The following is a 22,956-nucleotide window of genomic DNA, read 5'->3' on the forward strand; positions in this document are numbered from 1 at the left end:
TTTCGTCACCTACAAGGAATCACCATGTCGACCCCATCGCGCGAGTTTTCGCGCATTCAGCGTTTGCCGCCCTATGTGTTCAATATCACGGCGGAGCTGAAGATGGCGGCGCGTCGACGAGGCGAGGACATCATCGACATGTCGATGGGCAATCCCGACGGCGACACGCCTGCCCACATTGTCGACAAGCTGGTCGAAGCCACCAAGCGTCCTGGCACCCATGGCTATTCGGTGTCCAAGGGAATCCCGCGGCTGCGCAAGGCCATCGCGGACTGGTATGGACGCCGGTATGGCGTGGACATCGATCCGGAAACCGAGGCGATCGTGACGATCGGGTCGAAAGAAGGCCTGGCGCACCTGATGTTGGCCACGCTGGACCGCGGCGATACCGTGCTGGTGCCCAATCCCAGCTACCCGATCCATATCTACGGCGCCGTGATCGCAGGCGCCGACATCCGGTCGGTCCGCATGACGCCGGGCATCGACTTTTTTGTCGAGCTGGAACGCGCGATCAAGGAGTCGATCCCCAAGCCCAAAATGATCATTCTGGGCTTTCCAAGCAACCCGACGGCGCAGTGCGTGGACCTGTCGTTCTTCGAACGGGTGGTGGCCCTGGCTCGCGAGCACGACATCCTGGTCGTGCATGACCTGGCCTACGCCGACATTACCTTCGACGGCTACGTGGCGCCGTCCATCATGCAGGTACCTGGCGCGCGCGATGTGGCGGTCGAGTTCTTTACCATGAGCAAGAGCTACAACATGGCCGGCTGGCGGGTCGGCTACATGGTGGGCAACAAGGACCTGGTGAACGCGCTGGCCCGGATCAAGAGCTATCACGACTACGGCACCTTCACGCCGATCCAGGTGGCGTCGATCGCCGCCCTGGAAGGTCCGCAGGAATGCGTGGCCGAGGTGGTCGAACAGTACCGCCGCCGGCGCGACGTACTGGTCAAGGGGTTGCACGAAGCCGGCTGGATGGTCGAGAACCCCAAGGCGTCCATGTACATCTGGGCCAAGATTCCCGAGCCCTATGCGGAACTGGGCTCGCTCGAATTTGCCAAGCGGCTGCTTGCGGACGCCCACGTGGCGGTGTCGCCGGGCATCGGGTTTGGCGAATACGGCGACGATCACGTCCGTTTTGCGCTGATCGAGAACGAACAGCGCACCCGCCAGGCCGTGCGCGGGATCAAGGACATGTTCCGCAAGGACGGGCTGGTGCAGCGTCCGGCATGATCCGGATGGCCTGATTTGTCCTGATGGGCGCCGGGCAAGCCCCGGCGTCCGTTAAACTGGCGTCATTGTCGCGTAATCCCCGCGATCTCTTTTCAGCAATTCCCCCGGAAGCAGCATGGAACCCATCCGAGTAGGCCTCCTGGGCCTTGGCGTGGTTGGCGGCGGCACATTCAATGTGCTGGCGCGCAACGCCGAAGAAATCGCCCGCCGTGCCGGGCGCCATATCGTCGTGACGAAAGTGTCCGCACGTGATCTCGTCAAGGCCAAGAGCCGCGTCGGCGATGCCGCGCAGGTCGTGGCCGACCCGTTCGAGATCGTTCGCGATCCGTCCATCGACATCGTGGTGGAACTGATCGGCGGCGATGGCCTGGCGCGCGAACTCGTGCTCGAGGCGATCGCCCATGGCAAGCATGTGGTCACCGCCAACAAGGCCTTGCTGGCCAAGCATGGCAACGAAATCTTCGCGCTCGCCAGCGAAAAGGGCGTAATGGTGATGTTCGAAGCGGCCGTTGCCGGCGGCATCCCGATCATCAAGGCCATCCGCGAAGGCCTGACCGCCAACCAGATCGAATGGGTCGCCGGCATCATCAACGGCACGACCAACTTCATCCTGTCCGAGATGCGCGCCCGGGGCCTGCCGTTTGCCGACGTGCTGGCCGAAGCGCAAAAGCTGGGCTATGCCGAAGCCGATCCGACCTTCGACGTCGAAGGCGTCGACGCCGCGCACAAACTAACGCTGCTGTCCGCCATCGCCTTTGGCGTGCCGGTGCAGTTCGACAAGGCCTACATCGAAGGCATTTCGTCGCTGTCGCAGACCGACATCTCGTATGCCGAAGAACTGGGTTACCGGATCAAGCTGCTGGGCGTGACCAAGGCACGGCCGGACGGCATCGAACTGCGCGTGCATCCCACGCTGATCCCGGCCAAGCGTCTGCTGGCCAATGTCGAAGGCGCCATGAATGCGGTGCTGGTGCAGGGCGACGCCGTGGGCGCCACCTTGTATTACGGTAAGGGCGCCGGCGAAGAGCCGACCGCGTCTGCCGTGGTGGCGGACCTGGTGGACGTGACCCGCCTGCATACGGCCGATCCGGAACACCGGGTGCCGCATCTGGCCTTCCAGCCGCAATCGATGTCCGACAAGCCGATCCTGCCGATCGAAGCCGTCACCACATCGTATTACCTGCGCCTGACGGTCGACGATGTGCCAGGCGTCCTTGCCGAGATCACCCGCATCCTGGCGGACGCGTCGATTTCCATCGGTTCGATGATCCAGAAGCCGCGCGAAGGGTCTACCCAGGCCGACATCATCTTCCTGACGCACGAAGCCATCGAACGCAATGTGAATGCCGCCATTGCCCGTATCGAAGCACTGACCACCGTCCAGTCCAAGGTGACCCGCCTGCGACTCGAAAACCTGGCCTGAGACCCGAATGCGATATCTTTCCACCCGTGGCGGCATGGCGCCGCAACCGTTCACCGACGTGCTGCTCGAAGGCCTGGCGCCCGACGGCGGCCTGGCCGTGCCCGAAAGCATTCCCCAGATCTCTGCCAAGCAGCTGGAATCGTGGCGCGACCTGTCGTATGCCGATCTGGCGTTCGAGGTGTTGCAGCATTTCCTGACCGACATTCCGGCCGACGACCTGCGCACGCTGACGCACGCCGCCTACCGGCCGGACGTGTTCGGCAGCGCCGTGATCGTTCCGCTCAAGCCGCTGGCAGGCGGCATGTCGCTGCTCGGTCTGTCCGAAGGCCCCACGCTGGCATTCAAAGACATGGCCATGCAGTTGCTGGGCCACCTTTTCGAATACACATTGAGCCGTCGCAACTCGACGCTGAACATCCTTGGCGCAACGTCGGGCGACACCGGTTCGGCCGCCGAGTACGCCATGCGAGGCAAGAAGGGCGTGTCGGTCTTCATGCTGTCGCCGCAAGGCCGCATGAGCGCATTCCAGCGGGCGCAGATGTATTCGCTGCAGGACGAGAACATCCACAACATCGCGGTGCAGGGGGTGTTCGACGACTGCCAGGATATCGTCAAGGCGGTCAGTGGCGACTTGTCGTTCAAGATCGAACATCGCATCGGTGCGGTCAATTCGATCAACTGGGCGCGTATCGCCGCGCAGGTGGTGTATTACTTCCATGGGTGGCGCATCGCCACGCAGCCCTCCAACGGTGGCGAACTGCCGCAGGTGTCGTTCGCGGTGCCATCGGGCAACTTCGGCAACATCCTGGCCGGGCACTTCGCCCGCAGCATGGGCCTGCCGATCCGCCGCCTGGTGCTCGCCACCAATGAAAACAACGTGCTTGAAGAATTCTTCCGCACGGGCATCTACCGTCCGCGCGCGTCGGCCGAAACGCACCAGACGTCCAGCCCCTCCATGGACATTTCCAAGGCCTCGAACTTCGAGCGCTTCGTGTATGACCTGATGGATCGCGATGCCGCCAAGGTCAAGGCCTTGTGGGATCAACTGGCGACCGAAGGCAGCTTCGACCTGTCGCTGCACAAGCCCGAATTCGAAACGCGTTTTGGGTTCGTATCGGGTGCAAGCACCCATGCCGATCGTCTGGCCACCATCCGCCAGGTCAAGGCCGAGACGGGTCTGGTCATTGATCCGCATACCGCGGATGGCGTGAAAGTCGCGCGGCCCTTCGTCGAAAGCGGCATTCCCATGCTGGTGCTGGAAACCGCCTTGCCGATCAAGTTCGGCGAGACGATCGAAGAAGCCCTGGGCGAACTCGCGCCGCGTCCGCCTGCATTCGAAGGTATCGAAGCGCTGCCCCAGCGGGTGCAGATCCTTGACGCCGACGTGCAGACGATCAAGGACTTCATCGTCAAGCATGGCGCTGCCTGATCGGCCGATGAAAGTTTTCGGGATTGCCGGCCACAGTGGGGCGGGCAAGACCACGCTGATCGAACGTGTCATTCCCATCCTGGTCCAGCACGGGCTGAAGGTGTCGCTGATCAAGCACGCGCATGATCGCTTCGATATCGACCGGCCGGGCAAGGATTCCTACCGGCACCGCGAAGCCGGCGCCAGCGAAGTCCTGCTGACGTCGGCGCATCGTTGGGTGCTGATGCACGAATCTCGTGACGAGGCGGAGCCCGGCATGGACGCGCAACTGGCCGTGCTCTCGCCTTGCGACGTGGTGCTGGTGGAAGGCTACAAACGCTGGCCTTTGCCCAAGCTGGAAGTGTGGCGCGCGGCCACGGGCAAGCCGCCCATGTACCCCGATGATCCGTCGGTCGTCGCTATCGCGACCGACTGTCCGGACACGATCCCCGACCCGGGGGAACGGGACGTGCTGGACCTCGACCAGCCGGCGCAGATCGCGCTCTGGCTGCTCGATACCCTGAACCGATTGCCTGCCGCGCGCTAGCGGCACGAAGGAGACGTTGTGAAACCCGTTGCCCCCCCCTTGCTGACCATGGACGAGGCGCTCGATCGCCTGTTGGCACGCGCAACGCCGCCGACCGACGCAACGCAGGACGTCGACCTGATGGACGCCACCGGCCGTGTGCTGGCCGCCGACATCACCTCGACCATCAACGTGCCGTCAGTCGACAACTCGTCGATGGACGGTTACGCCGTGCGGACCGCCGACGCGGCGGCGCTGGCGCAAGGGTTGCCGGTCTCGCAGCGCATTCCTGCCGGTTCCGTGCCCACGCCGTTGGCCCCCGATAGCGTCGCCCGGATCTTTACGGGCGCTGAAGTGCCTGCCGGCGCCGACGCCATCATCATGCAGGAACAGGCTGTCGTCGACGGCGATCGTGTGCGCTTCACGGCCACCCCGGCGGTGGGCGAGTGGGTGCGCACGATCGGCTGTGACATCGAAGCGGGCTCGCGCATCCTGACCGCGGGCATGCGCCTGCGTCCGCAGGATGTGGCGCTGGCTGCGTCGGTCGGCGTGGCGACCCTGACCGTGCGGCCGCGCCTGCGTGTCGCGACCTTCTTTACGGGCGACGAACTTGCCATGCCGGGCGAGCCCCTGGCCCCGGGCAAGATCTACAACTCGAACCGCTACCTGCTGCGCGGCCTGTTGCAGGCATTGCCCGTGGAACACGTCGATCTCGGCATCGTGCCGGACACGCTGGAAGCCACGCGCGACACCCTGCGCCGCGCGGCCGCGGACAACGACCTGGTCATCACCACCGGCGGCGTGTCGGTTGGCGAAGAAGATCACGTCAAGCCCGCCGTCGAAGCCGAAGGGCATCTGGACCTGTGGAACCTGGCCATCAAGCCCGGCAAGCCGCTGGCCTTTGGTGGCGTGCGCCGCAGCGACGCGTCCGAAGCCGCCTTTATCGGACTGCCGGGCAACCCGGTGTCCAGCCTTGTCACCTTCGCGTTCTTTGTGCGGCCGTTGCTGCTGCGCCTGGCCGGCGTGGCCGATGTCACCCCGGTGCGCGTGCCGATGCGCGCGGATTTCGTCTGGCACAAGGGCGATCGCCGCCGCGAATTCCTGCGGGTGCGGCGCAATGCGCAGGGCGGGCTCGACCTGTTTCCGAACCAATTGTCCAACGTGCTAACGTCAACGGTCTGGGGCGATGGCGTGATCGACAACCCGCCCGGCCAGACCATCGCCCAGGGCGACACGGTCCAGTTCATCAGTTTTGCGGATCTTTTGACATGAACATCGAATTGCGCTTTTTCGCGTCGCTGCGCGAATCGCTGGGCAAGGATCGCGAACGCGCGACCCTGCCACCGGACGTGCAAACGGTAGGTGACTTGCGGGCCTGGCTGGTCGCGCGCGGCGACGACTGGGAGAGCGCCCTGGGTGGTACGCGCCCTGTGCGGGCAGCGGTGGACCAGACGATGGTGACGGCCGACGCGCCTTTGCACGACGGCGCCGAGGTGGCGTTCTTTCCGCCGGTCACGGGGGGCTGACCATGTCCGTCAGCGTGCAGCAGGAAGACTTCGACGTGGGCGCCGAACTGACGGCGCTGCGGCAGGACCCGTCGGTGGGCGCCATCGCCAGCTTCGTTGGCACGGTGCGCGACATCAACGCGGGCGACGGCGTGGCCTCGCTGACCCTGGAGCATTACCCGGGCATGACGGAAAAGGCCCTGACCGAGATCGTCGAGCAGGCTCACGCGCGGTGGACACTGAACGCAGTGCGGGTGATCCACCGGGTGGGGGAACTGCGCCCGACCGATCAGATCGTGCTGGTGGCCGTGGCGTGCCGGCATCGGGGCGATGCCTTTCAGGCCTGCGAGTTCATCATGGATTACCTGAAGACGCAGGCGCCGTTCTGGAAGAAGGAAGAAACGGCGGCAGGCGCGCGCTGGGTGGACGCGCGCGACAGCGATCACGATGCAGCGAAGCGTTGGGGTTTGCCGGGGCAGGTTTGATCCGCTGAGCGGTCAGGTGCGGAACCGCCGTGGGTATCCCGGGGGGGGCGGGGCACACGCTTTCGGCCGTCAGTTCCGGGCTTCAGTTCCGGGCTTCAGTTCCGGGCGTCAGCTGCATCTCGGACCCTTTCAATCTGCCGGTACACCCTATCCGCTGCCGCCAGGCCGCTGCGCACGGCGCCTTCCAGCGTTGCCGGGTAGCCCGTGTCCGTATAGTCACCGGCCAGCGTCACCGCGGTCCACGGCGTACGATTGCCGGGCCGTACCAGGTCCGGCACGGCTGCAAAGGTCGCGCGTTTTTCGATGATCAACGACGTGTCCGTCACGTCGGGCAGGTCGGGCAGGCGGCCGGGGTGGGCCGCCAGGTGATCACGCAGCTGCTGGATCAGCTGGTTGATCGCCGCGTCGCGCGGACGGTCTGCCAGCGCACTGGCTTCGCTGATCACGATGGTCAGTTCCGCGTGGTCGGGCGGCAGGCCAAGCAATGCGCCGCGGTCAAACACCCACTGCCCATCGCGGCCGGACGCGGGGTCGTCGAACAACATCATCATGGGCGACGGCAGGCGGTAGGGGCCCGCCAGCCGCACGGTCAGCGTGGCGATGGGCAGATAGGTGAAGGCGCGTAGCGTGTCGCACAGGGTGGCTGAGTCCGCCAGGCCCACGAGCAGCCGGGCAGCAGCGACCGGCGGTACCGCAACGACAACCTGGTCGAAGACGAGTCCGTCGACTTCGACGCAATCCTTGCCTGGGTCGACCGTGCCTGCGTCGACCTTGCCCGAGTCGACCTTGCCCGAGTCGACCATGCCCGCAGGCCTGCCCTCATTCTCTCTGGTTCCGCTGTCTTCCACCAACCTGATCGACCTGACCGCATGCCCATACCGCATGGTGCATCGCTCAGCCGCGGCTTGCGGCCACAACGCGGACAGGTCAACCTTCGGAATCAACAGATCGCTGTCGGCGCGCGTCGTGGCCAGGCTGTCCCGCAGCACGACCGCGAACAGCCGCGCACACGCGTCGTCCAGGGGCGTGTTCAAAGCTGCCAGGCACAAGGGACGCCACATCGTTTCGATCACGCGATCGGTCTGGCCTGTGGCCGTCAACAGTTCGGACACCGTGCGCTGCGCGGGCCGGAACCCGGATGCCTTCAACACATTCAGCAGGCGAATCGCGGCACGTTTGTCGGCCCACGCCAGACCCCGCGCGGTCAGCAGACCCGCAGCGACATGCAGGGGTGCAGGCAGCCAGGCGGGGGCCTTCAGCGCGAACTGGCCGTTGGCACTGACCAGACGCAGCGGCGACCGCTTCAGGGCTGTTTCCGGCGTGATACCCAGGCTGCGCATCAAGGCCAGCGTTTCGGTGTATGCACCCAGCAGCAGGTGCTGGCCGTTGTCGAGGTTGGCCGCGAATCCGTGGCCAGCAGCAGAACCGCCCGTGGCACCATGATCGGCGGCAGCAGGTCGTGACACAGCATTGCCTTCACCACTCCGATCGCTGACGGCCCCGGTGACAGGACTTCTGCCGATCGTGCCGACATGACTTCCGCTCCCGACCGCCGACGCGACGCCCCCGGGGCTTACCACCACCCGCCGCGCCCGCCCACCGGGCTCATGGGCGCTTTCGAATACGGTGACATCGCATCCGCGCTGCGTCAGACGTGCTGCCGCGGCCAGGCCGGCCCAGCCGGCGCCGACCACCGCGATCCATGGCCGTCTTGGGGTCACTGCTCAGGCGCCGATGCGGCGCTGTACGTATTTGCCGCCAGTGACATAGGTGCGCCACGCGAGCCAGAGCTTGCGCACGGGCGTCAGCGAGATGCGCTGATGGAGCACCTGGAATTGCGAGTCTTCGATCTCGTCGAGCAGGGCGTAATAGATCGCGGCCATCATCAGGCCGGGGCGCTGGGGCCGGCGGTCCTGTTCCGGCAGGGCGGCCAGGGCGTCCCGGTAGGCCGCGCGGGCGCGGTCGCACTGGAACTGCATCAGCGCGGTGAACCGGTCCGAATATTTGCCATTCAGGATCTCGGACGCCTTGACGTCGAACTGCTGCAGCTCGTTCACGGGCAGGTAGATGCGGCCCTTGCGCGCGTCGTCACCCACATCGCGGATGATGTTGGTCAATTGAAAAGCCAGTCCCAGCTTGTCGGCATAGACCAGGGTGGCGGGATCGCTGTAGCCGAAGATGCCGGCCGACAATTCGCCGACGACACCGGCCACATGCCAACAGTACTTACGCAGTCCCGCGTAGTCCAGGTAGCGCGTCTGGTCCAGGTCCATCTCCATGCCGTCAACGATCGCAACCAGACGAGCCTGGGTGATTCCACAGCTTGCCAAGTGCGGCTGCAGCGCCTTGGTGACCGGATGATCCGGTTTGCCGTCAAACAGCTTCTGGATTTCGGTGCGCCACCAGGCCAGCTTGATGCGGGCCACGGAAGCGTCGCTGGCTTCGTCGACAGCGTCATCCAGCTGCCGGCACAGGGCATACAGCGCGGTGATCGCGCGGCGGCGCTCCGGGGGCAGGAACAGGAAGCTGTAGTAGAAGCTGGAACCGCTCTGCGCGGTCTTTTCCTGGCAGTACTGATCAGGCGTCATAGTGAGGAGGAGGTTGCGGGCAGGGTGTGCGGCAGGCGGCACGCGCGCCAGGCCAGCAGGAGCCAGTCGGATTTGCCGAGCACGGGGCGGTGGCGGAACACGTCGTAGCCGACGGCGTCGATGCGTTCAAGGATGCGCAGACCGCCCAGCAGCACGAGGCGCAATTCCCAACCGATCCGGCCTGGAAGCGCCAGGGCCAAGGGTGCCCCGAAGTGTAGCAGCGCGCGTGCGCGTTCGACCTCGAACGCCATCAAGGCGCGGAACGGTGCATCGGCGCGATGTGCGGCAATGGCCTCTTCGGTCACGCCGAACCGGATGCGGTCGTCTTGCGGCAGATAGATCCGGCCCTTGTCCCAGTCGACGCCCACGTCCTGCCAGAAGTTGGTCAGCTGCAGTCCAGAGCAGATGGCATTGGACCAGGCCAGGTGCTGCGCCGTAGCGGCGCCGTAGAGCCGCAGCATCAATTCACCCACCGGGTCGGCGGAACGTTGGCAGTAGTCGAGCAGTGAGGAATAGTCCGCATAGCGCTTTACCGTCACATCCTGGGCAAAGGCCGACAGCAGGCGGCGGAAGGGCGCAAGGGGCAGGTTGTGGCGGTCGATCGTGGCGGCCAGCGGAACAAAAATAGGGGCAAGATCGGGGTCGAACGCGCGTGTCGCAGACGCATCGCGCGCGTTGGCCGGGTCGTGCAAGCCGTCGGCGTCGTTGCTGCCTTGGTCCTGTCGCGACGCGTCGATACGGTCCAGCATCGCCTGATACCGCGCCAAACCGGCAAGCCGCTCGGCATCGGTGGCATCGCCTTCGTCCGCAATATCGTCGGCGCTGCGCGCGAAACGGTACAGGTCGGTGACCGACGCGCGCAAGGCGGGCGGCAGCAGGAAGGACGCGACGGGAAAGTTTTCGTAGTGGTCGACGGGCATGGGGGCTCGGAAGGGCAGGCAGGCATCATACCGACAGATCGAAGACAGGATTTCGCAAGGATGAAACTGTCCAGGTTGACGGTTAGTGATTTGCCTTCAGGTGGCCGATAATGGGGCACCCACGACTCTTGAGTTTTGCCATGTCCGATGCCCGTACCGTGCGCCACCCACGCCTGCAACCTGTGTCCAGGTCTGCCAGGCGGATGCTGCGGACCGCTGGGGTCCTGCTGCTGGGTCTGGCCGCCGCGACCGGGCTGACCGCGTGCAAGGACAAGGCGCCGGCCGAAGCCGAGGTGCTGCGGCCGGTTCGCACACTTGTGCTGGAAGCGGGTGACGTGAATCTGGTGGGCGAATTCCCGGCCGAAATCCGTCCGCGTGTCGACTCGGCCCTGGGCTTCCGGGTAGCGGGCAAGATCCTGGAACGGCGCGTGCAGGCCGGTCAGGAAGTCAAACGGGGGCAGGTACTGGCGCGTATCGACGCGTCCGACCTGCGATTGAACGAAAGCGCGTCGCGCGCGCAGCTGGCCGCGGCCGAAGTTGACCGCAAGCAGAAGCAGGCCGACCTGGCGCGCTACGACGAACTGCGGCGCAAGGGCTTCATCAGCGCCGCCGAATTCGAGTCGCGCCGCACGGCGGCAGAGGCGTCCCAGGCGCAGTACGAGCAGGCGCGTGCCGGGCTGTCGGTGCAGACCAATCAAGCCGATTACGCCGTGCTGACGGCGCCTGCCGATGGCGTTGTGACCAGTGTCGATGCCGAAGTCGGGCAGGTGGTGGCGGCCGGGCAGTCCGTCATGCACGTGGCCGGATCGGCCGACAAGGAAGCGGCCTTCCAGATCCCCGAAAACCGTGTCGACCAGGTACGTGGCCTGAACACGGCCGACGTCACTCTGTGGTCGGGCGGTCCGCCCATGAAGGGCGTCATCCGCGAGATCAGCGGGTCGGCGGACCCGTCGACCCGGGCATTCGCGGCGCGCCTGCGCCTGATCGACCCTCCGCCCAGCGTGCGGTTCGGCATGACGGCCACGGTGCGGTTTGCCGGCCGCAGTGCGCAGCCCCTGGTGCGCGTGCCGCTCAGCGCCTTGTTGCGGCAGGATGATCAGACCTGGGTCTGGGTGTTTTCGCCCGATACCGGCGCGGTGACCCGCACGCCGGTGCGCCTTGCTACGGTCACCGACACCGAAGCGTTGCTGGAAAGCACCTTGCCCGCGCGGGCGGAAATCGTCACGGCTGGCGTGCATCTGCTGCGTGAAGGGCAACGCGTCAAACGGCTGGAAACGGTCGCTGCGCCGGGCGTCGCTGCTGCGCCGTCGGCATCGACATCGACCTCGGCATCGACATCAACCTCGGCATCTCCTTCATCGTCTGCGACCAACGGCGCGGCGTCCGTCATGCCGGCAGGCGGCGCAAGCTCCACCCCCGCAGCCTCCACCCCTGCCACCTCCACCCGCGGAGCACCACGCTGATGTCGGGGTCCCAACCGCACCGCTTCAACCTGTCCCGCTGGGCGCTTGAACACCAACCGATTGTCCGTTACCTGATTGCCGTCCTGCTGCTTGGCGGGGTGTTTTCCTATCTGCAACTGGGCCAGGACGAAGACCCGCCTTTCACCTTCCGTGCGATGGTGGTGCGGGCCTACTGGCCGGGCGCGTCGGCGGAACAGACAATCGAACAGGTGACCGACCGCATCGAACGCGCGCTGCAGACCGTGCCGTACGCCGACAAGATCCGCAGTTACGCCAAACCTGGCGAGACGCTGACGATCCTGCAGCTGGAAGAGGGCGCGCCGGTGTCGGCGGTGGCCGACAGCTGGTACCAAGTGCGCAAGAAGGTATCCGACATCCAGGGCACCTTCCCGGCAGGCACGGTCGGCCCGTTCTTCAATGACGAATTCGGCGACACCTTCGGCGTCATCTTCTCGTTCTCGTCCGACGGCTTCAACTATGCCGAGCTCAAGAAGTACGTCGAAGACGTGCGCCAGCAACTGCTGCGCGTGCAGGACGTGGCCAAGGTCGAGCTGTTCGGCGTCCAGGACGAAAAGGTCTACATCGAGATCCCGCAGCGCAAGCTGGCGCAGTACGGGATTTCGCTGGACGGGGTATCGGCTCAGCTGACCGGCCAGAACGCGATCGAGCCGTCGGGCGTGCTGGTGCTGCCCGATGAACGCCTGTGGGTGCGCGTGACTGGCCAGATCAAGGACGTGGAAGGGTTGCGCAATCTGCCGATCCGGGTCGCGGCCAGTGCGCAGAACGCGGCCGGCGTGTCGGCGGGCGGCACAGTCCGGCTGGGGGACATCGCGACCGTCGAGCGCGGCTATGTCGATCCGCCCACCAGCAAGATGCGTCATGGCACCGCGGCGGGCAGCCAGGAAGTGATCGGCCTGGGCGTGTCGATGGTGAAGGGCGGCGACATTGTCGGCCTGGGCGAGCGCCTGACCGAAGTCGAACGCCGCATCAACGCCAGCCTGCCGGTCGGCATCGAGATGGTCAAGACGGCCGACCAGCCCAGCGCGGTCAAGGAGTCGGTCGGCGAGTTCGTGCATGTGCTGATCGAAGCCGTGGTGATCGTGCTGGCCGTCAGTTTCCTGGCGCTTGGCCTGCACACGCGGCCGTTGCGGCTCGATGTGCGGCCGGGGCTGGTGGTGGCGCTCACCATCCCGCTGGTGCTGGCCGCGACCTTCCTGTGCATGTACATCTTCAACATCAACCTGCACAAGATTTCGCTGGGCGCGCTGATCATCGCGCTGGGGCTGCTGGTGGACGACGCCATCATTGCGGTCGAAATGATGGTGCGGAAGATGGAGGAGGGGATGGACCGGCTCGATGCCGCCACCTTTGCCTACCAGTCCACCGCGTTCCCCATGCTGACCGGCACGTTGATCACCGTGGCGGGATTCCTGCCGATCGCAATGGCCAAGTCGTCGGCCGGCGAATACACGTTTTCGATTTTTGCCGTGACCGCCATTGCGCTGATCCTGTCCTGGATCGCGGCCGTCATCTTCACGCCGTATATCGGCTTCCTGCTGCTGCGGATCAAGCCGCATCACGCGACCGGCACGGACGGCGATGGCGCCACAGGCCATGCCAACGAACATGATGTGTTCGACACCCGGTTCTACCGCGGCCTGCGCCGGCTGGTCGATGCCTGCCTGCGGTTTCGCTGGGTGGTCATCGGCATCACGGCCGTCATGCTGGTGCTGGGGGCCGCCAGCTTCAGCGTGATCGAACAGCAGTTCTTCCCGGAGTCCAATCGCCCGGAATTGACCGTGGACCTGTGGCTGCCGGAAGGCGCGAGTTTCCAGGCGACCGAGGCCGAGGCGCTCAAGCTGGAAAAGTGGCTGTCGGCCCAGCCCGAAGTGTCGGGCTACCTGACCTACATTGGCGTGGGCAGCCCGCGCTTCTATCTGCCACTGGACCTGCAACTGAACCAGGTAAACCTGGCGCAGGTGGTCGTCACGTCGCGTGGGCTGGCCGATCGCAATGCCTTGCGCGCGCGCCTGCAGACCCTGTTCGACAACGATTTTCCAAACGTGCGCGGGCGGGTAAAGCTGCTGTCCAGCGGGCCGCCCGTGCCGTACGACGTCCAGTTCCGGGTGCAGGGGACCGACATCGCGGTGGTCCGGCGCATTGCCGATCAGGTCAAAGACATCGTGCGCGCCAACCCCAATACCGTGGGCGTGAACGACAACTGGAACGAGAACGTGAAGGTACTGCGCCTGGAAATCGACCAGGACAAGGCGCGGGCCTTGGGGGTGACGTCGCAGAATCTGCAACGCACCGCCCAGTTGCTGCTGACCGGCGCGCCGATTGGCACCTTCCGCGAAGAAAACAAGCTGATTGACATCGTGGTGCGCCAGCCTGCTGACGAACGTGCCGCCATGACCCGGCTGGCCGAAGCCAGCGTGCCGACCACATCGGGCCGCTATGTGCCGTTGTCGCAGATTGCGACGCCGCATCTGGTCTGGGAGCCAGGCGTGATCTGGCGCCAGAACCGCGACTACGCGATCACCGTGCAGTCTGATGTGCGCAACGGTATCCAGGGGCCGACGGTCACGGCGCAGATCGACCCCAAGCTGGCCGACCTGCGGCGCACGCTGCCGGCCGGCTACGAGATCGCCGTGGCCGGCGCGACCGAGGAATCCGGCACGGCGCAGTCGTCGATCGTGGCCAATGTGCCGCTGATGCTGGTGCTGGTCATGACGCTGCTGATGGCGCAGCTGCACAGCCTGTCGCGCGCGGTGCTGGTGTACCTGACCGGGCCGCTGGGCATCATCGGCGCAGCGCTGGCGCTGCTGCTGTTCAAGGCGCCCTTCGGGTTCGTCGCGCAACTGGGCGTGATTGCCCTGCTCGGCATGATCATCCGCAATTCCGTGATCCTGATCGACCAGATCGAACAGCACGTGAAGGAAGGCGAACCGGTCTGGACAGCCATCGTCGAGTCGGCGGTCCGGCGGTCGCGTCCCATCATGTTGACCGCGGCCGCGGCCGTACTGGCCATGATTCCTCTGTCGCGCAGCACGTTCTGGGGGCCGATGGCCGTTGCCATCATGGGCGGCCTGATCGTCGCCACGTTTCTTACCCTGCTATTCTTGCCGGCCCTTTACGCGGCCTGCTTCCGGGTCAAGCGCCCCGACGCGCCGCGCCAGGCTTGACTGCGGTCAAGCTTGAATTCGATGTCTTCAGCCTCACAGTAATCCGATATGCCTCGTCCCATTTACGCCACCGTTTCCCGCTCCGCCCTTGCGCATAATCTGGCCACCGTCCGCCAGCACCTGGCGTCGGCGCCGGGGGAGGCTGCGGGAGGCGCAGGGGGCGCAGGGGGCGTGGGCGGCGTGGGCGGCGTGGCGGGCGGGGCCGCAGGCAGCGAGGCGTTGCGGGCGGACGCTTCGGGCGCATTCCACCCATCGAGCCCATCCAGCAGATTCGGCGAAGCGGCCCCCGCCGCGACCACGGCATCCGCCCCGGCATCGGCGCCGCCCCGCATCTGGGCGGTCATCAAGGCCAACGCCTACGGCCACGGCATCGAACGGGCCATGGCCGGGTTTTCGAATGCCGACGGGCTGGCCATGCTGGACCTGGCCGAAGCCGTGCGTTGCCGCGAGGCCGGGTGGGTCGGTCCGATCCTGCTGCTGGAAGGCGTCTTCGAGCCGGCCGACCTCGACATCGTGGGCCGCTACCACCTCACCATCGCCGTCACCACCGACGAACATCTCGACATGATCGAGCATGCCCGTTTCGCCCGGCCGGTCGACGTGTTCCTGAAGCTGAACAGCGGCATGAACCGGCTGGGTTTCGTGCCGGCTGACTACCGGGACGCGTTCCAGCGCCTGTCAGGTTTCGCACAGCGCGGCAAGATCGCCACTGTCGGCCACATGACGCATTTTTCGACGGCCGACGGCCCCGATGGCATCAGCGAGCAGCTTGGCGTGTTCCGCAGCGTCACCCACGGTCTGCGGGGGCCCATCAGCCTGTGCAATTCCGCGGCCAGCCTGCGTTACCCCGAGGTCGCCGCCGACTGGGTGCGTCCCGGCATTGCCCTGTATGGCTCCACCCCCTTCGATGACCGTTCCGCCGAATCCTATGGCCTGAAGCCGGCGATGGCTCTGCGCTCGGCGCTCATCGGCACGCAAGACGTGCCCGCGGGCGGATCGGTCGGCTATGGCGCCGCCTTCCGCGCGCCATCGCCCATGCGCATTGGCGTCGTGGCCTGCGGCTATGCCGACGGCTACCCGCGGCACGCAGGCACCGGCACGCCGGTCGTCGTGGGCGGCGTACGAACGCGCCTAGTCGGCCGCGTCTCGATGGACATGCTGGCGGTTGACCTGACCCCGGTGCCGGGCGCCCATGTCGGCACCCCGGTCACGCTGTGGGGCGCCGAAGGGCTGTCGGTGGATGAGGTCGCGCACGCGGCCGGCACCATCGGCTATGAACTGTTGTGCGCGGTGGCGCCCCGCGTTGCCGTTCGATCCGAGGCGTAAGCAAGACAAGATAACCATGGCCAAACTGAAATCGATGTTCGTGTGTTCCGAGTGCGGCGGCACCAGCCCCAAGTGGGCCGGCAAGTGCCCGCACTGTGGCGCCTGGAACACCCTGGATGAAACCACTGCACCCACGGCGTCGCCCACCGGCGCGGCACACCGCTATGCGCCGCTGGCGGCGTCGTCGCCGGTGCGCAAGCTGTCCGAAATCGAAGCCCGCGAAACGCCGCGCTTCCCCACGGGCATTGACGAGTTCGATCGGGTGCTGGGCGGCGGCATGGTGGCCGGCGGCGTGATCCTGATCGGCGGCGATCCGGGCATTGGCAAGTCGACGCTGCTGCTGCAGGCGCTGGCGTCCTTGTCGGCATCGCGCCGCGTGTTGTATGTCTCGGGGGAAGAGTCCGGAGACCAGGTTGCCTTGCGCGCTACCCGCCTTGGCCTGGAAACCGGCAATGTCGACCTGCTGGCCGAGATCCGCCTGGAAGCCATCCAGGCCGCGCTGACCGACGTCGCACCCGAAGTCGCCGTGATCGACTCGATCCAGACGGTGTATTCGGAACAGCTCACCTCGGCGCCCGGGTCGGTCGCGCAGGTGCGCGAGTGCGCGGCGCAGCTGACGCGGTTTGCCAAGCAGCGCGGCATCACCATCGTCCTGATCGGTCACGTGACCAAGGAAGGCGCGCTGGCGGGTCCGCGTGTGCTCGAACACATCGTCGATACCGTCCTGTATTTCGAAGGCGATACGCATTCGTCTTTCCGCCTGATCCGGGCGTTCAAGAACCGCTTTGGCGCAGTCAACGAGCTGGGTGTGTTCGCCATGACGGACCGCGGCTTGCGCGGCGTGCCGAATCCGTCGGCGCTGTTCCTGTCGCAGCATGACCAGCAGGTGCCCGGGTCGTGTGTGATGGTGACCCAGGAAGGGTCGCGGCCCTTGCTGGTCGAGATCCAGGCGCTGGTCGACACGGCGCACGTGCCCAATCCGCGCCGCCTGTCGGTCGGTCTGGAAGGCAACCGCCTGGCCATGCTGCTGGCCGTGTTGCACCGGCATGCCGGGGTGGCGGCCTTTGACCAGGACGTATTCGTGAACGCGGTGGGCGGCGTCAAGATCACCGAGCCCGCTGCCGACTTGCCGGTGCTGCTGGCCATTACTTCGTCCATGCGCAATCGCGCCTTGCCCAAGGGCCTGATCACGTTTGGTGAAGTGGGTCTGGCGGGCGAGATCCGGCCCGCGCCGCGGGGCCAGGAACGTTTGCGCGAAGCGGCCAAGCTGGGCTTCAGCATTGCGCTGATCCCCAAGGCCAACGCGCCCCGCCAACCGATCGAAGGGCTGGAAATCTGGGCAGTGGACCGCCTGGACGCCGCCCTGGACAAGCTGCGCGGGGTATAGCGCCGCAAAACGTCGTACCCTGGTCACATGTGCTTGAATTCGCTCCGTATGCCCATACGTGCTGCCTATCAGGCCGATAGGCCTCACTAACCTACTGTGACCCATCATGCGATTCGATCGACTGACCACCAAGTTCCAGCAGGCTCTGGCCGACGCCCAGAGCTTGGCTGCCCGTAACGATCACCCCTATATCGAGCCGGTCCACCTGCTGTCGGCGCTGCTGTCCGATCCGGAAAGCGGTGCGGGCAGCCTGCTGGCGCGCGCCGGCGTGGCGGTCAGCAAGCTGACGCCCGATCTGGCCAATGCCGTCTCGCGTCTGCCGCAAGTGCAGGGCAGCGACAGCACCCTGCAGCCCAGCCGCGACCTGCAGTCGCTGCTGACCAAGACCGACAAGGAAGCGCACAAGCGCGGTGACGACTTCATCGCCAGCGAACTCTTCCTGCTCGCCGCCGCCGACGACAAGGGCGAAATTGGCCGCCTGTTGCGCGACGCCGGCCTGCAGCGCAAGGCGCTGGAAGCCGCGATCGACGCCGTCCGTGGCGGCGCGTCGGTCGACTCCCAGGAAGGCGAAAGCAACCGCGAGTCCCTCAAGAAATACACGATGGACCTGACCGAGCGCGCCCGCCAGGGTAAGCTCGACCCGGTCATCGGCCGCGACGACGAAATCCGCCGCGCCATCCAGATCCTGCAACGCCGCACCAAGAACAACCCGGTGCTGATCGGCGAGCCTGGCGTGGGCAAGACCGCCATTGTCGAAGGCCTGGCGCAGCGTATCGTCAACGACGAAGTTCCCGAGTCCCTCAAGGGCAAGCGGGTGCTGTCGCTCGACATGGCGGCCCTGCTCGCGGGCGCCAAATTCCGCGGCGAGTTTGAAGAACGCCTGAAGTCCGTGCTCAAGGAACTGTCGCAAGACGCCGGCAGCAACATCGTCTTTATCGACGAGCTGCACACCATGGTCGGCGCGGGCAAGGCCGAAGGTGCGATGGACGCAGGCAATATGCTCAAGCCCGCGCTGGCTCGTGGCGAGCTGCATTGCATCGGCGCGACCACGCTGGACGAATACCGCAAGTACATCGAAAAAGACGCCGCGCTGGAACGCCGCTTCCAGAAAGTGCTGGTGGGCGAGCCCACCGTGGAAGCGACCATCGCAATCCTGCGCGGCCTGCAGGAACGGTACGAACTGCACCATGGCGTCGACATTACCGACCCGGCCATCGTGGCCGCGGCCGAACTGTCGAACCGGTACATCACGGACCGCTTCCTGCCCGACAAGGCGATCGACCTGATCGACGAAGCCGCCGCGCGCATCCGCATGGAAATCGACTCCAAGCCGGAAGTGATGGACCGCCTGGAACGCCGGATGATCCAGCTAAAGATCGAGCGGGAAGCCATCAAGCGGGAAACCGACGAATCGTCGCGCCGCCGCCTGCAGCTGCTTGAAGAAGAATTGAGCAAGCTCAGCCGCGAGTACAACGACTACGAAGAAGTCTGGAAGTCCGAAAAGGCCGCCGTGCAGGGCACCCAGTCGATCAAGGAAGAGATCGACAAGGTGCGCGCCGACATGGCCGACCTGCAGCGCAAAGGCCAGTTCGACAAGCTGGCGGAACTGCAATACGGCAAGCTGCCCGAGCTTGAGGCGCGCCTGAAGTCCGCTGAAGTCGGCAATGAAGACGGCGGCGTGCCGTCCGACAAGCCGCGTCTTTTGCGCACGCAAGTGGGCGCCGAAGAGATTGCCGAGGTCGTTTCCCGCGCTACCGGCATTCCGGTGTCGAAGATGATGCAGGGCGAACGCGCCAAGCTGCTCGCGATGGAGGATCGTCTGCATCAGCGGGTGATCGGCCAGGACGAGGCCGTGCGCCTGGTGTCCGACGCCATCCGCCGGTCGCGTGCGGGTCTGTCGGATCCGCAGCGCCCGTATGGGTCGTTCCTGTTCCTGGGCCCGACGGGCGTGGGCAAGACCGAATTGACGAAAGCGCTGGCCGGCTTCCTGTTTGATTCCGAAGATCACCTGATCCGCATCGACATGAGCGAGTTCATGGAAAAGCATTCGGTGGCTCGCCTGATCGGTGCGCCCCCGGGCTACGTGGGCTACGAAGAGGGCGGCTACCTGACCGAAGCCGTGCGTCGCAAGCCGTACAGCGTGATCCTGCTCGACGAAGTCGAAAAGGCCCACCCGGACGTGTTCAACGTCCTGCTGCAAGTGCTGGATGACGGGCGGTTGACGGACGGGCAGGGCCGGACGGTGGACTTCCGGAATACGGTGGTGGTGATGACGTCGAACCTGGCGTCGCATCAGATCCAGGCGATGGCGGGTCAGCCCTATGGCGAGATCAAGGCCGTGGTGTGGGACGAAATCAAGAACCACTTCCGTCCTGAATTCCTGAACCGGATTGACGAGGTTGTGGTGTTCCATGCCCTGGACGCCGAACACATCCAGTCGATTGCCAAGGTGCAGTTGCAACGCCTGGCCGACCGCCTGGCCAAGATGGAAATGCGTCTGGAAGTGTCGGACGACGCCGTGGCGCAGATCGCACGGTCGGGCTTTGATCCGGTGTTTGGCGCGCGCCCCTTGAAGCGTGCCATCCAGCAGGAAATCGAAAACCCGGTCGCCAAGTTGATCCTGGAAGGCAAGTTCGGGCCGAACGACGTGGTGCCGGTGGACTGGCACGACGACGGGTTCGTGTTTACGCGCACCCTGCAGTGATCGTGCTGCGATAACCGCAGTGCAATGAAAAAAACCGGCGCATGCCCTGCGCCGTTTTTTTTTCGTCTATGCAGATTGACGAGGCACCAAGGCGCCTACGCCCCCCGACGCGTCGCCGTCAGCACCACTGCCGCGATCCGGTCCGTTTCGGCATAACACGCGGACAACAACTCTTCACCGAAGATGTCCGGGTCCATCTCCCGGTATGACCACGTGATGTCGTCCCGCTTGAGCATCGGCTTGGCGGCTTCCAGAAAGGGGTCGTCCCCCTGGACGATGGCGACACCGGTGTACAGCAACAGCGTGCCGCCCGGTGCCAGCCGCGCCAAGGCCGCTTCAACAATCGCCAGCGATAAACCCGCGCCGAGCGGCCCGCCGCCATGGCGATAGGCCCGTTCACTGGCGTCCACCAGATACGGCGGGTTGGCAACGATCAGGTCAAAGTCCCCTTCCACGCCGGCCAGCAGATTGCTTTCGCAAGGAATGACATTGGGCGTGCCATTCACGGACGCGTTGACCTGCGTGGCTTCCAGGGCGGCGGCGTTGATATCGGCCGCCCAGACTTCGGCGTCGGGCCACTGGCGCGCGACCATCAGCGCGGCGCACCCACTGCCGGTGCCAATGTCCACCGCGCGGCGCACCGGCTCGCGCCGCGCATCCATCATCTGGCGCAGGGCGATGGCGAACCGGTAGGTATCCGGCCCGAAAAAGACGGCGTCGGCCTCGGTGGTTGGATACGCCGAATGCATCAGCCACAAGCCATCCAGCGTTGACACACGGATCGCGCTGCGCCAGTCGTCACCTTCCCGTAGCGCGACGCCGGCATGATCCATCATCGCGAACACCACGTCGGGCAGCAATCCTTCTTCGAAGGGCCGGCTCCAGCCGAACACGTCTTCCAGACGGTTCGCCAGCGCGTTGACCGGGCGGTTATTGACCCGCGCGTGGGTCGCCGGGCTCGGCGTGATGAACCGGTAGCCACCATCCTTCAGATAGGAGGTGAGGGCGATCAATGCGTCGATACGCAGTTCGTCGTCTTCCTGGATCGCGGGGTGTTCAACCATGGTGTGCGCCTCTGCCGTCGGGGACGCAAAGCATACACGGCGGCCTGCTCAACCATAAGCGGTTGGTCGCGAAACGCTTGGGCAACAGAGGGCAGGAACGGTCTTTGCGTGAGGGTATCCATCGATAAAACAGCATCCGCGTCGGCATCCGACGCAGGCGGTGCGGCACAGGAAAAATGATCATGCTCAATGACGTTCAGGAAAGTTTGCCAGTTGTTACGTCACGACGACCCCCGCGAGTGGGCCCCGCGCGACGGATTTACGACGCCCTGTCGCAAGCCGGTTTTTCCTCCCGCCAAGCCGATGCGGCCCGGGACTACCTGAAGGACCAGCTGGCGCTGGCGCGCGATCTGGCCCCGGAACTGCCCGGGGATATGCATGACGTCGCCGATGCGCTGGCCGATCAGGCCGACAGGGTGGGTCTGCAATACCGCGACTATTTGGCCGAACGCAAGGCAGGTGCCCCGCGGCGCTATTTCACCACCCGGGCCCACGCGCTGAACTTCATCCGCGGTGTTGCCCCTACCAAGCTGGTGGATGGCGCGTGGCTGTATGGTTTGCTCAACCGTAGCGGGGATGCGCGCTATACGCCGCTGGTCAAGACCTATCTTGAAGAGCTGGGTGACGGTGTACCCGGCAAGAATCACGTGGTGCTGTACAACGCCTTGCTGGACTCGAACGACTGCAACACCTGGCAGACCCTGAACGACGATCATTTCGTCCAGGGGGCCATTCAGCTGGCCCTGGCGAGCCACGCCGAAGAATTTCTGCCTGAGATCATCGGCTTCAATCTGGGTTACGAACAGCTGCCGTTGCACCTGCTGATCACGTCCTACGAACTGAACGAACTGGGCATCGACCCCTACTACTTCACTCTGCACGTGACCATCGACAACGGCAGCACGGGGCACGCCCACCGCGCGGTGCAGGGCATGCTGGCCGCCGCGCCGAAAATGGGCGACCGGGATGCCTACTACCAGCGCGTCGTGAACGGCTATATGTTGAATTCGCTGGGCGCGAGCACCGAATCCGTCATCAGGAACTACAACCTGGATGCCGAGATGCTGGACGTCATGGTGCGCAAGGCCGACGTAGGCAAGCTGGTGCATTCCGATTACTGCCGGGTAGGTGGCCGCAGCGTGACGGACTGGCTGGCCGAACCGGACCAGATCCCGGGCTTTCTGGCCGCGATGGAAAAGCACGGCTGGATCAAGCGCAACCAGGATCCGCAAAACAGCCGTTTCTGGAAACTGCTGCAAGGCGAACGTGCGGAGATGTTCGGCGTGTTCGACGGCTATGAGCGTCAGGTCATCCACGATTGGATCGCGGGGGATGCATTGACGCACCCGGCGCCGCGCGTCGAAGGTCAGCCTGCGCCGACGTTCCCGCCCCGCCAGCTGTCGTTCCGCGCCCGCCAGCGTCTGTTCAATACCCTGGCCGTGCACGACGAGGAAGCCACTGGCATGGCATCGGCGGACGGTGGCAAGGGCTATGCGGGCAAACCAGGTGCCGATGGCGCGTCCGAGGAACTGCGCGAGTTCGAAGATCAGCTGGCGTCGGCATCGACCCCGGCCGAAGCACGCGCGCACCTGATCGCCTGGATGTCGCCGGCGCTGCATCACACGGAGCCCGGTCTGCTGGCCACGCGCCTGTTTTCGCGGCAGCTGGACGCCACCTTGGTCTGATTCTTTGATTTGATCAACAAAAAGCGGCTGCCTTCCCAGGCAGCCGTTTTTGTT

The 22,956-nt window shown here is 65.3% G+C and carries 17 protein-coding genes and 1 pseudogene; 13 read left to right on the forward strand and 5 right to left on the reverse strand.

Annotated elements, in window-relative coordinates; translation table 11 throughout:
- Positions 1 to 24: 24 nt before the first annotated feature.
- The 7 genes from alaC (at position 25) to moaE (ending at position 6,580) form a co-directional block, all read left to right on the forward strand.
- A complete protein-coding gene (gene alaC, locus HD883_RS01355; RefSeq protein WP_179588189.1) occupies positions 25 to 1,233 on the forward strand; it encodes an alanine transaminase in 1,209 nt (402 codons plus the stop codon).
- A 115-nt stretch (positions 1,234 to 1,348) separates the two neighbouring features.
- Complete coding sequence (locus HD883_RS01360; protein ID WP_179588188.1) at positions 1,349 to 2,656, forward strand: homoserine dehydrogenase; 1,308 nt, start codon at positions 1,349 to 1,351, stop codon at positions 2,654 to 2,656.
- 7 nt (positions 2,657 to 2,663) lie between these two features.
- The gene (thrC, locus tag HD883_RS01365; RefSeq protein WP_179588187.1) at positions 2,664 to 4,085 is read left to right on the forward strand and encodes a threonine synthase; all 1,422 of its coding nucleotides are present in this window, start codon (positions 2,664 to 2,666) and stop codon (positions 4,083 to 4,085) included.
- A 7-nt stretch (positions 4,086 to 4,092) separates the two neighbouring features.
- Entirely contained in the window at positions 4,093 to 4,611 is a 519-nt protein-coding gene (gene mobB / locus HD883_RS01370) for a molybdopterin-guanine dinucleotide biosynthesis protein B (RefSeq protein ID WP_179588793.1), read from the forward strand.
- Positions 4,612 to 4,650: 39 nt separating this feature from the next.
- Complete coding sequence (locus tag HD883_RS01375; RefSeq protein WP_373563411.1) at positions 4,651 to 5,862, forward strand: molybdopterin molybdotransferase MoeA; 1,212 nt, start codon at positions 4,651 to 4,653, stop codon at positions 5,860 to 5,862.
- The gene (gene moaD, locus HD883_RS01380; RefSeq protein ID WP_179588186.1) at positions 5,859 to 6,116 is read left to right on the forward strand and encodes a molybdopterin converting factor subunit 1; all 258 of its coding nucleotides are present in this window, start codon (positions 5,859 to 5,861) and stop codon (positions 6,114 to 6,116) included. Before HD883_RS01375 ends, moaD begins: the two co-directional genes overlap by 4 nt.
- A 2-nt stretch (positions 6,117 to 6,118) precedes the next feature.
- Positions 6,119 to 6,580, forward strand: coding sequence for a molybdopterin synthase catalytic subunit MoaE (moaE, locus tag HD883_RS01385; protein ID WP_179588185.1), 462 nt, complete (start codon positions 6,119 to 6,121; stop codon positions 6,578 to 6,580).
- A gap of 95 nt (positions 6,581 to 6,675) precedes the next feature.
- Here the strand turns inward: moaE and hpnE are convergent, their stop codons facing one another.
- From hpnE to hpnC, 4 genes and pseudogenes are all read right to left on the reverse strand, one after another.
- Entirely contained in the window at positions 6,676 to 8,046 is a 1,371-nt protein-coding gene (gene hpnE / locus HD883_RS01390; RefSeq protein ID WP_373563412.1) for a hydroxysqualene dehydroxylase HpnE, read from the reverse strand.
- Between the two features lie 111 nt (positions 8,047 to 8,157).
- A pseudogene (locus tag HD883_RS27975) lies at positions 8,158 to 8,280 on the reverse strand (FAD-dependent oxidoreductase); the annotation flags it as partial.
- Between the two features lie 24 nt (positions 8,281 to 8,304).
- Positions 8,305 to 9,168: a presqualene diphosphate synthase HpnD gene (hpnD, locus tag HD883_RS01395; protein WP_179588183.1), complete on the reverse strand. Its 864-nt coding sequence runs from the start codon at positions 9,166 to 9,168 to the stop codon at positions 8,305 to 8,307.
- Entirely contained in the window at positions 9,165 to 10,088 is a 924-nt protein-coding gene (gene hpnC / locus HD883_RS01400; RefSeq protein WP_179588182.1) for a squalene synthase HpnC, read from the reverse strand. The genes hpnD and hpnC overlap by 4 nt, the downstream gene beginning before the upstream one ends.
- A 140-nt stretch (positions 10,089 to 10,228) precedes the next feature.
- Here hpnC and HD883_RS01405 point away from each other — a divergent pair, with 140 nt between their 5' ends.
- The 5 genes from HD883_RS01405 to clpB all read left to right on the forward strand — a co-directional run bounded on the left by HD883_RS01405 (position 10,229) and on the right by clpB (position 20,153).
- Positions 10,229 to 11,551, forward strand: coding sequence for an efflux RND transporter periplasmic adaptor subunit (locus HD883_RS01405; RefSeq protein ID WP_179588181.1), 1,323 nt, complete (start codon positions 10,229 to 10,231; stop codon positions 11,549 to 11,551).
- Positions 11,551 to 14,736 carry an efflux RND transporter permease subunit gene (locus tag HD883_RS01410; RefSeq protein WP_179588180.1) on the forward strand — a complete coding sequence of 1,062 codons (3,186 nt, stop codon included), beginning with the start codon at positions 11,551 to 11,553 and terminating at the stop codon, positions 14,734 to 14,736. The genes HD883_RS01405 and HD883_RS01410 overlap by 1 nt, the downstream gene beginning before the upstream one ends.
- A 48-nt stretch (positions 14,737 to 14,784) precedes the next feature.
- The gene (gene alr / locus HD883_RS01415) at positions 14,785 to 16,062 is read left to right on the forward strand and encodes an alanine racemase (RefSeq protein ID WP_179588179.1); all 1,278 of its coding nucleotides are present in this window, start codon (positions 14,785 to 14,787) and stop codon (positions 16,060 to 16,062) included.
- Between the two features lie 16 nt (positions 16,063 to 16,078).
- Positions 16,079 to 17,449 carry a DNA repair protein RadA gene (gene radA / locus HD883_RS01420; RefSeq protein WP_179588178.1) on the forward strand — a complete coding sequence of 457 codons (1,371 nt, stop codon included), beginning with the start codon at positions 16,079 to 16,081 and terminating at the stop codon, positions 17,447 to 17,449.
- A gap of 106 nt (positions 17,450 to 17,555) precedes the next feature.
- Positions 17,556 to 20,153 (forward strand): ATP-dependent chaperone ClpB, encoded by a 2,598-nt coding sequence (gene clpB, locus HD883_RS01425; RefSeq protein ID WP_179588177.1) that lies wholly within the window; start codon positions 17,556 to 17,558, stop codon positions 20,151 to 20,153.
- 95 nt (positions 20,154 to 20,248) lie between these two features.
- On the opposite strand, the gene HD883_RS01430 is transcribed toward clpB, so the two are convergent.
- On the reverse strand, positions 20,249 to 21,217 hold the full coding sequence (locus HD883_RS01430; RefSeq protein ID WP_179588176.1) for a methyltransferase: 969 nt from the start codon (positions 21,215 to 21,217) through the stop codon (positions 20,249 to 20,251).
- 239 nt (positions 21,218 to 21,456) lie between these two features.
- On the opposite strand from HD883_RS01430, the gene HD883_RS01435 reads away from it, so the two are divergent.
- Positions 21,457 to 22,902, forward strand: a complete 1,446-nt coding sequence (locus HD883_RS01435) for an iron-containing redox enzyme family protein (protein WP_373563294.1) — start codon at positions 21,457 to 21,459, stop codon at positions 22,900 to 22,902.
- Positions 22,903 to 22,956 lie beyond the last annotated feature (54 nt).

This window comes from Pigmentiphaga litoralis (assembly GCF_013408655.1).
GTDB lineage: Bacteria > Pseudomonadota > Gammaproteobacteria > Burkholderiales > Burkholderiaceae_B > Pigmentiphaga > Pigmentiphaga litoralis_A.

Bases quoted from the DNA above. Each gene is read 5' to 3' on its own strand.
- alaC (WP_179588189.1), top strand. From the start codon at position 25: ATGTCGACCCCATCGCGCGAGTTTTCGCGCATTCAGCGTTTGCCGCCC.
- HD883_RS01360 (WP_179588188.1), top strand. From the start codon at position 1,349: ATGGAACCCATCCGAGTAGGCCTCCTGGGCCTTGGCGTGGTTGGCGGC.
- thrC (WP_179588187.1), top strand. From the start codon at position 2,664: ATGCGATATCTTTCCACCCGTGGCGGCATGGCGCCGCAACCGTTCACC.
- mobB (WP_179588793.1), top strand. From the start codon at position 4,093: ATGAAAGTTTTCGGGATTGCCGGCCACAGTGGGGCGGGCAAGACCACG.
- moaD (WP_179588186.1), top strand. From the start codon at position 5,859: ATGAACATCGAATTGCGCTTTTTCGCGTCGCTGCGCGAATCGCTGGGC.
- moaE (WP_179588185.1), top strand. From the start codon at position 6,119: ATGTCCGTCAGCGTGCAGCAGGAAGACTTCGACGTGGGCGCCGAACTG.
- hpnD (WP_179588183.1), bottom strand. From the start codon at position 9,168: ATGACGCCTGATCAGTACTGCCAGGAAAAGACCGCGCAGAGCGGTTCC.
- hpnC (WP_179588182.1), bottom strand. From the start codon at position 10,088: ATGCCCGTCGACCACTACGAAAACTTTCCCGTCGCGTCCTTCCTGCTG.
- HD883_RS01405 (WP_179588181.1), top strand. From the start codon at position 10,229: ATGTCCGATGCCCGTACCGTGCGCCACCCACGCCTGCAACCTGTGTCC.
- HD883_RS01410 (WP_179588180.1), top strand. From the start codon at position 11,551: ATGTCGGGGTCCCAACCGCACCGCTTCAACCTGTCCCGCTGGGCGCTT.
- alr (WP_179588179.1), top strand. From the start codon at position 14,785: ATGCCTCGTCCCATTTACGCCACCGTTTCCCGCTCCGCCCTTGCGCAT.
- radA (WP_179588178.1), top strand. From the start codon at position 16,079: ATGGCCAAACTGAAATCGATGTTCGTGTGTTCCGAGTGCGGCGGCACC.
- clpB (WP_179588177.1), top strand. From the start codon at position 17,556: ATGCGATTCGATCGACTGACCACCAAGTTCCAGCAGGCTCTGGCCGAC.
- HD883_RS01430 (WP_179588176.1), bottom strand. From the start codon at position 21,217: ATGGTTGAACACCCCGCGATCCAGGAAGACGACGAACTGCGTATCGAC.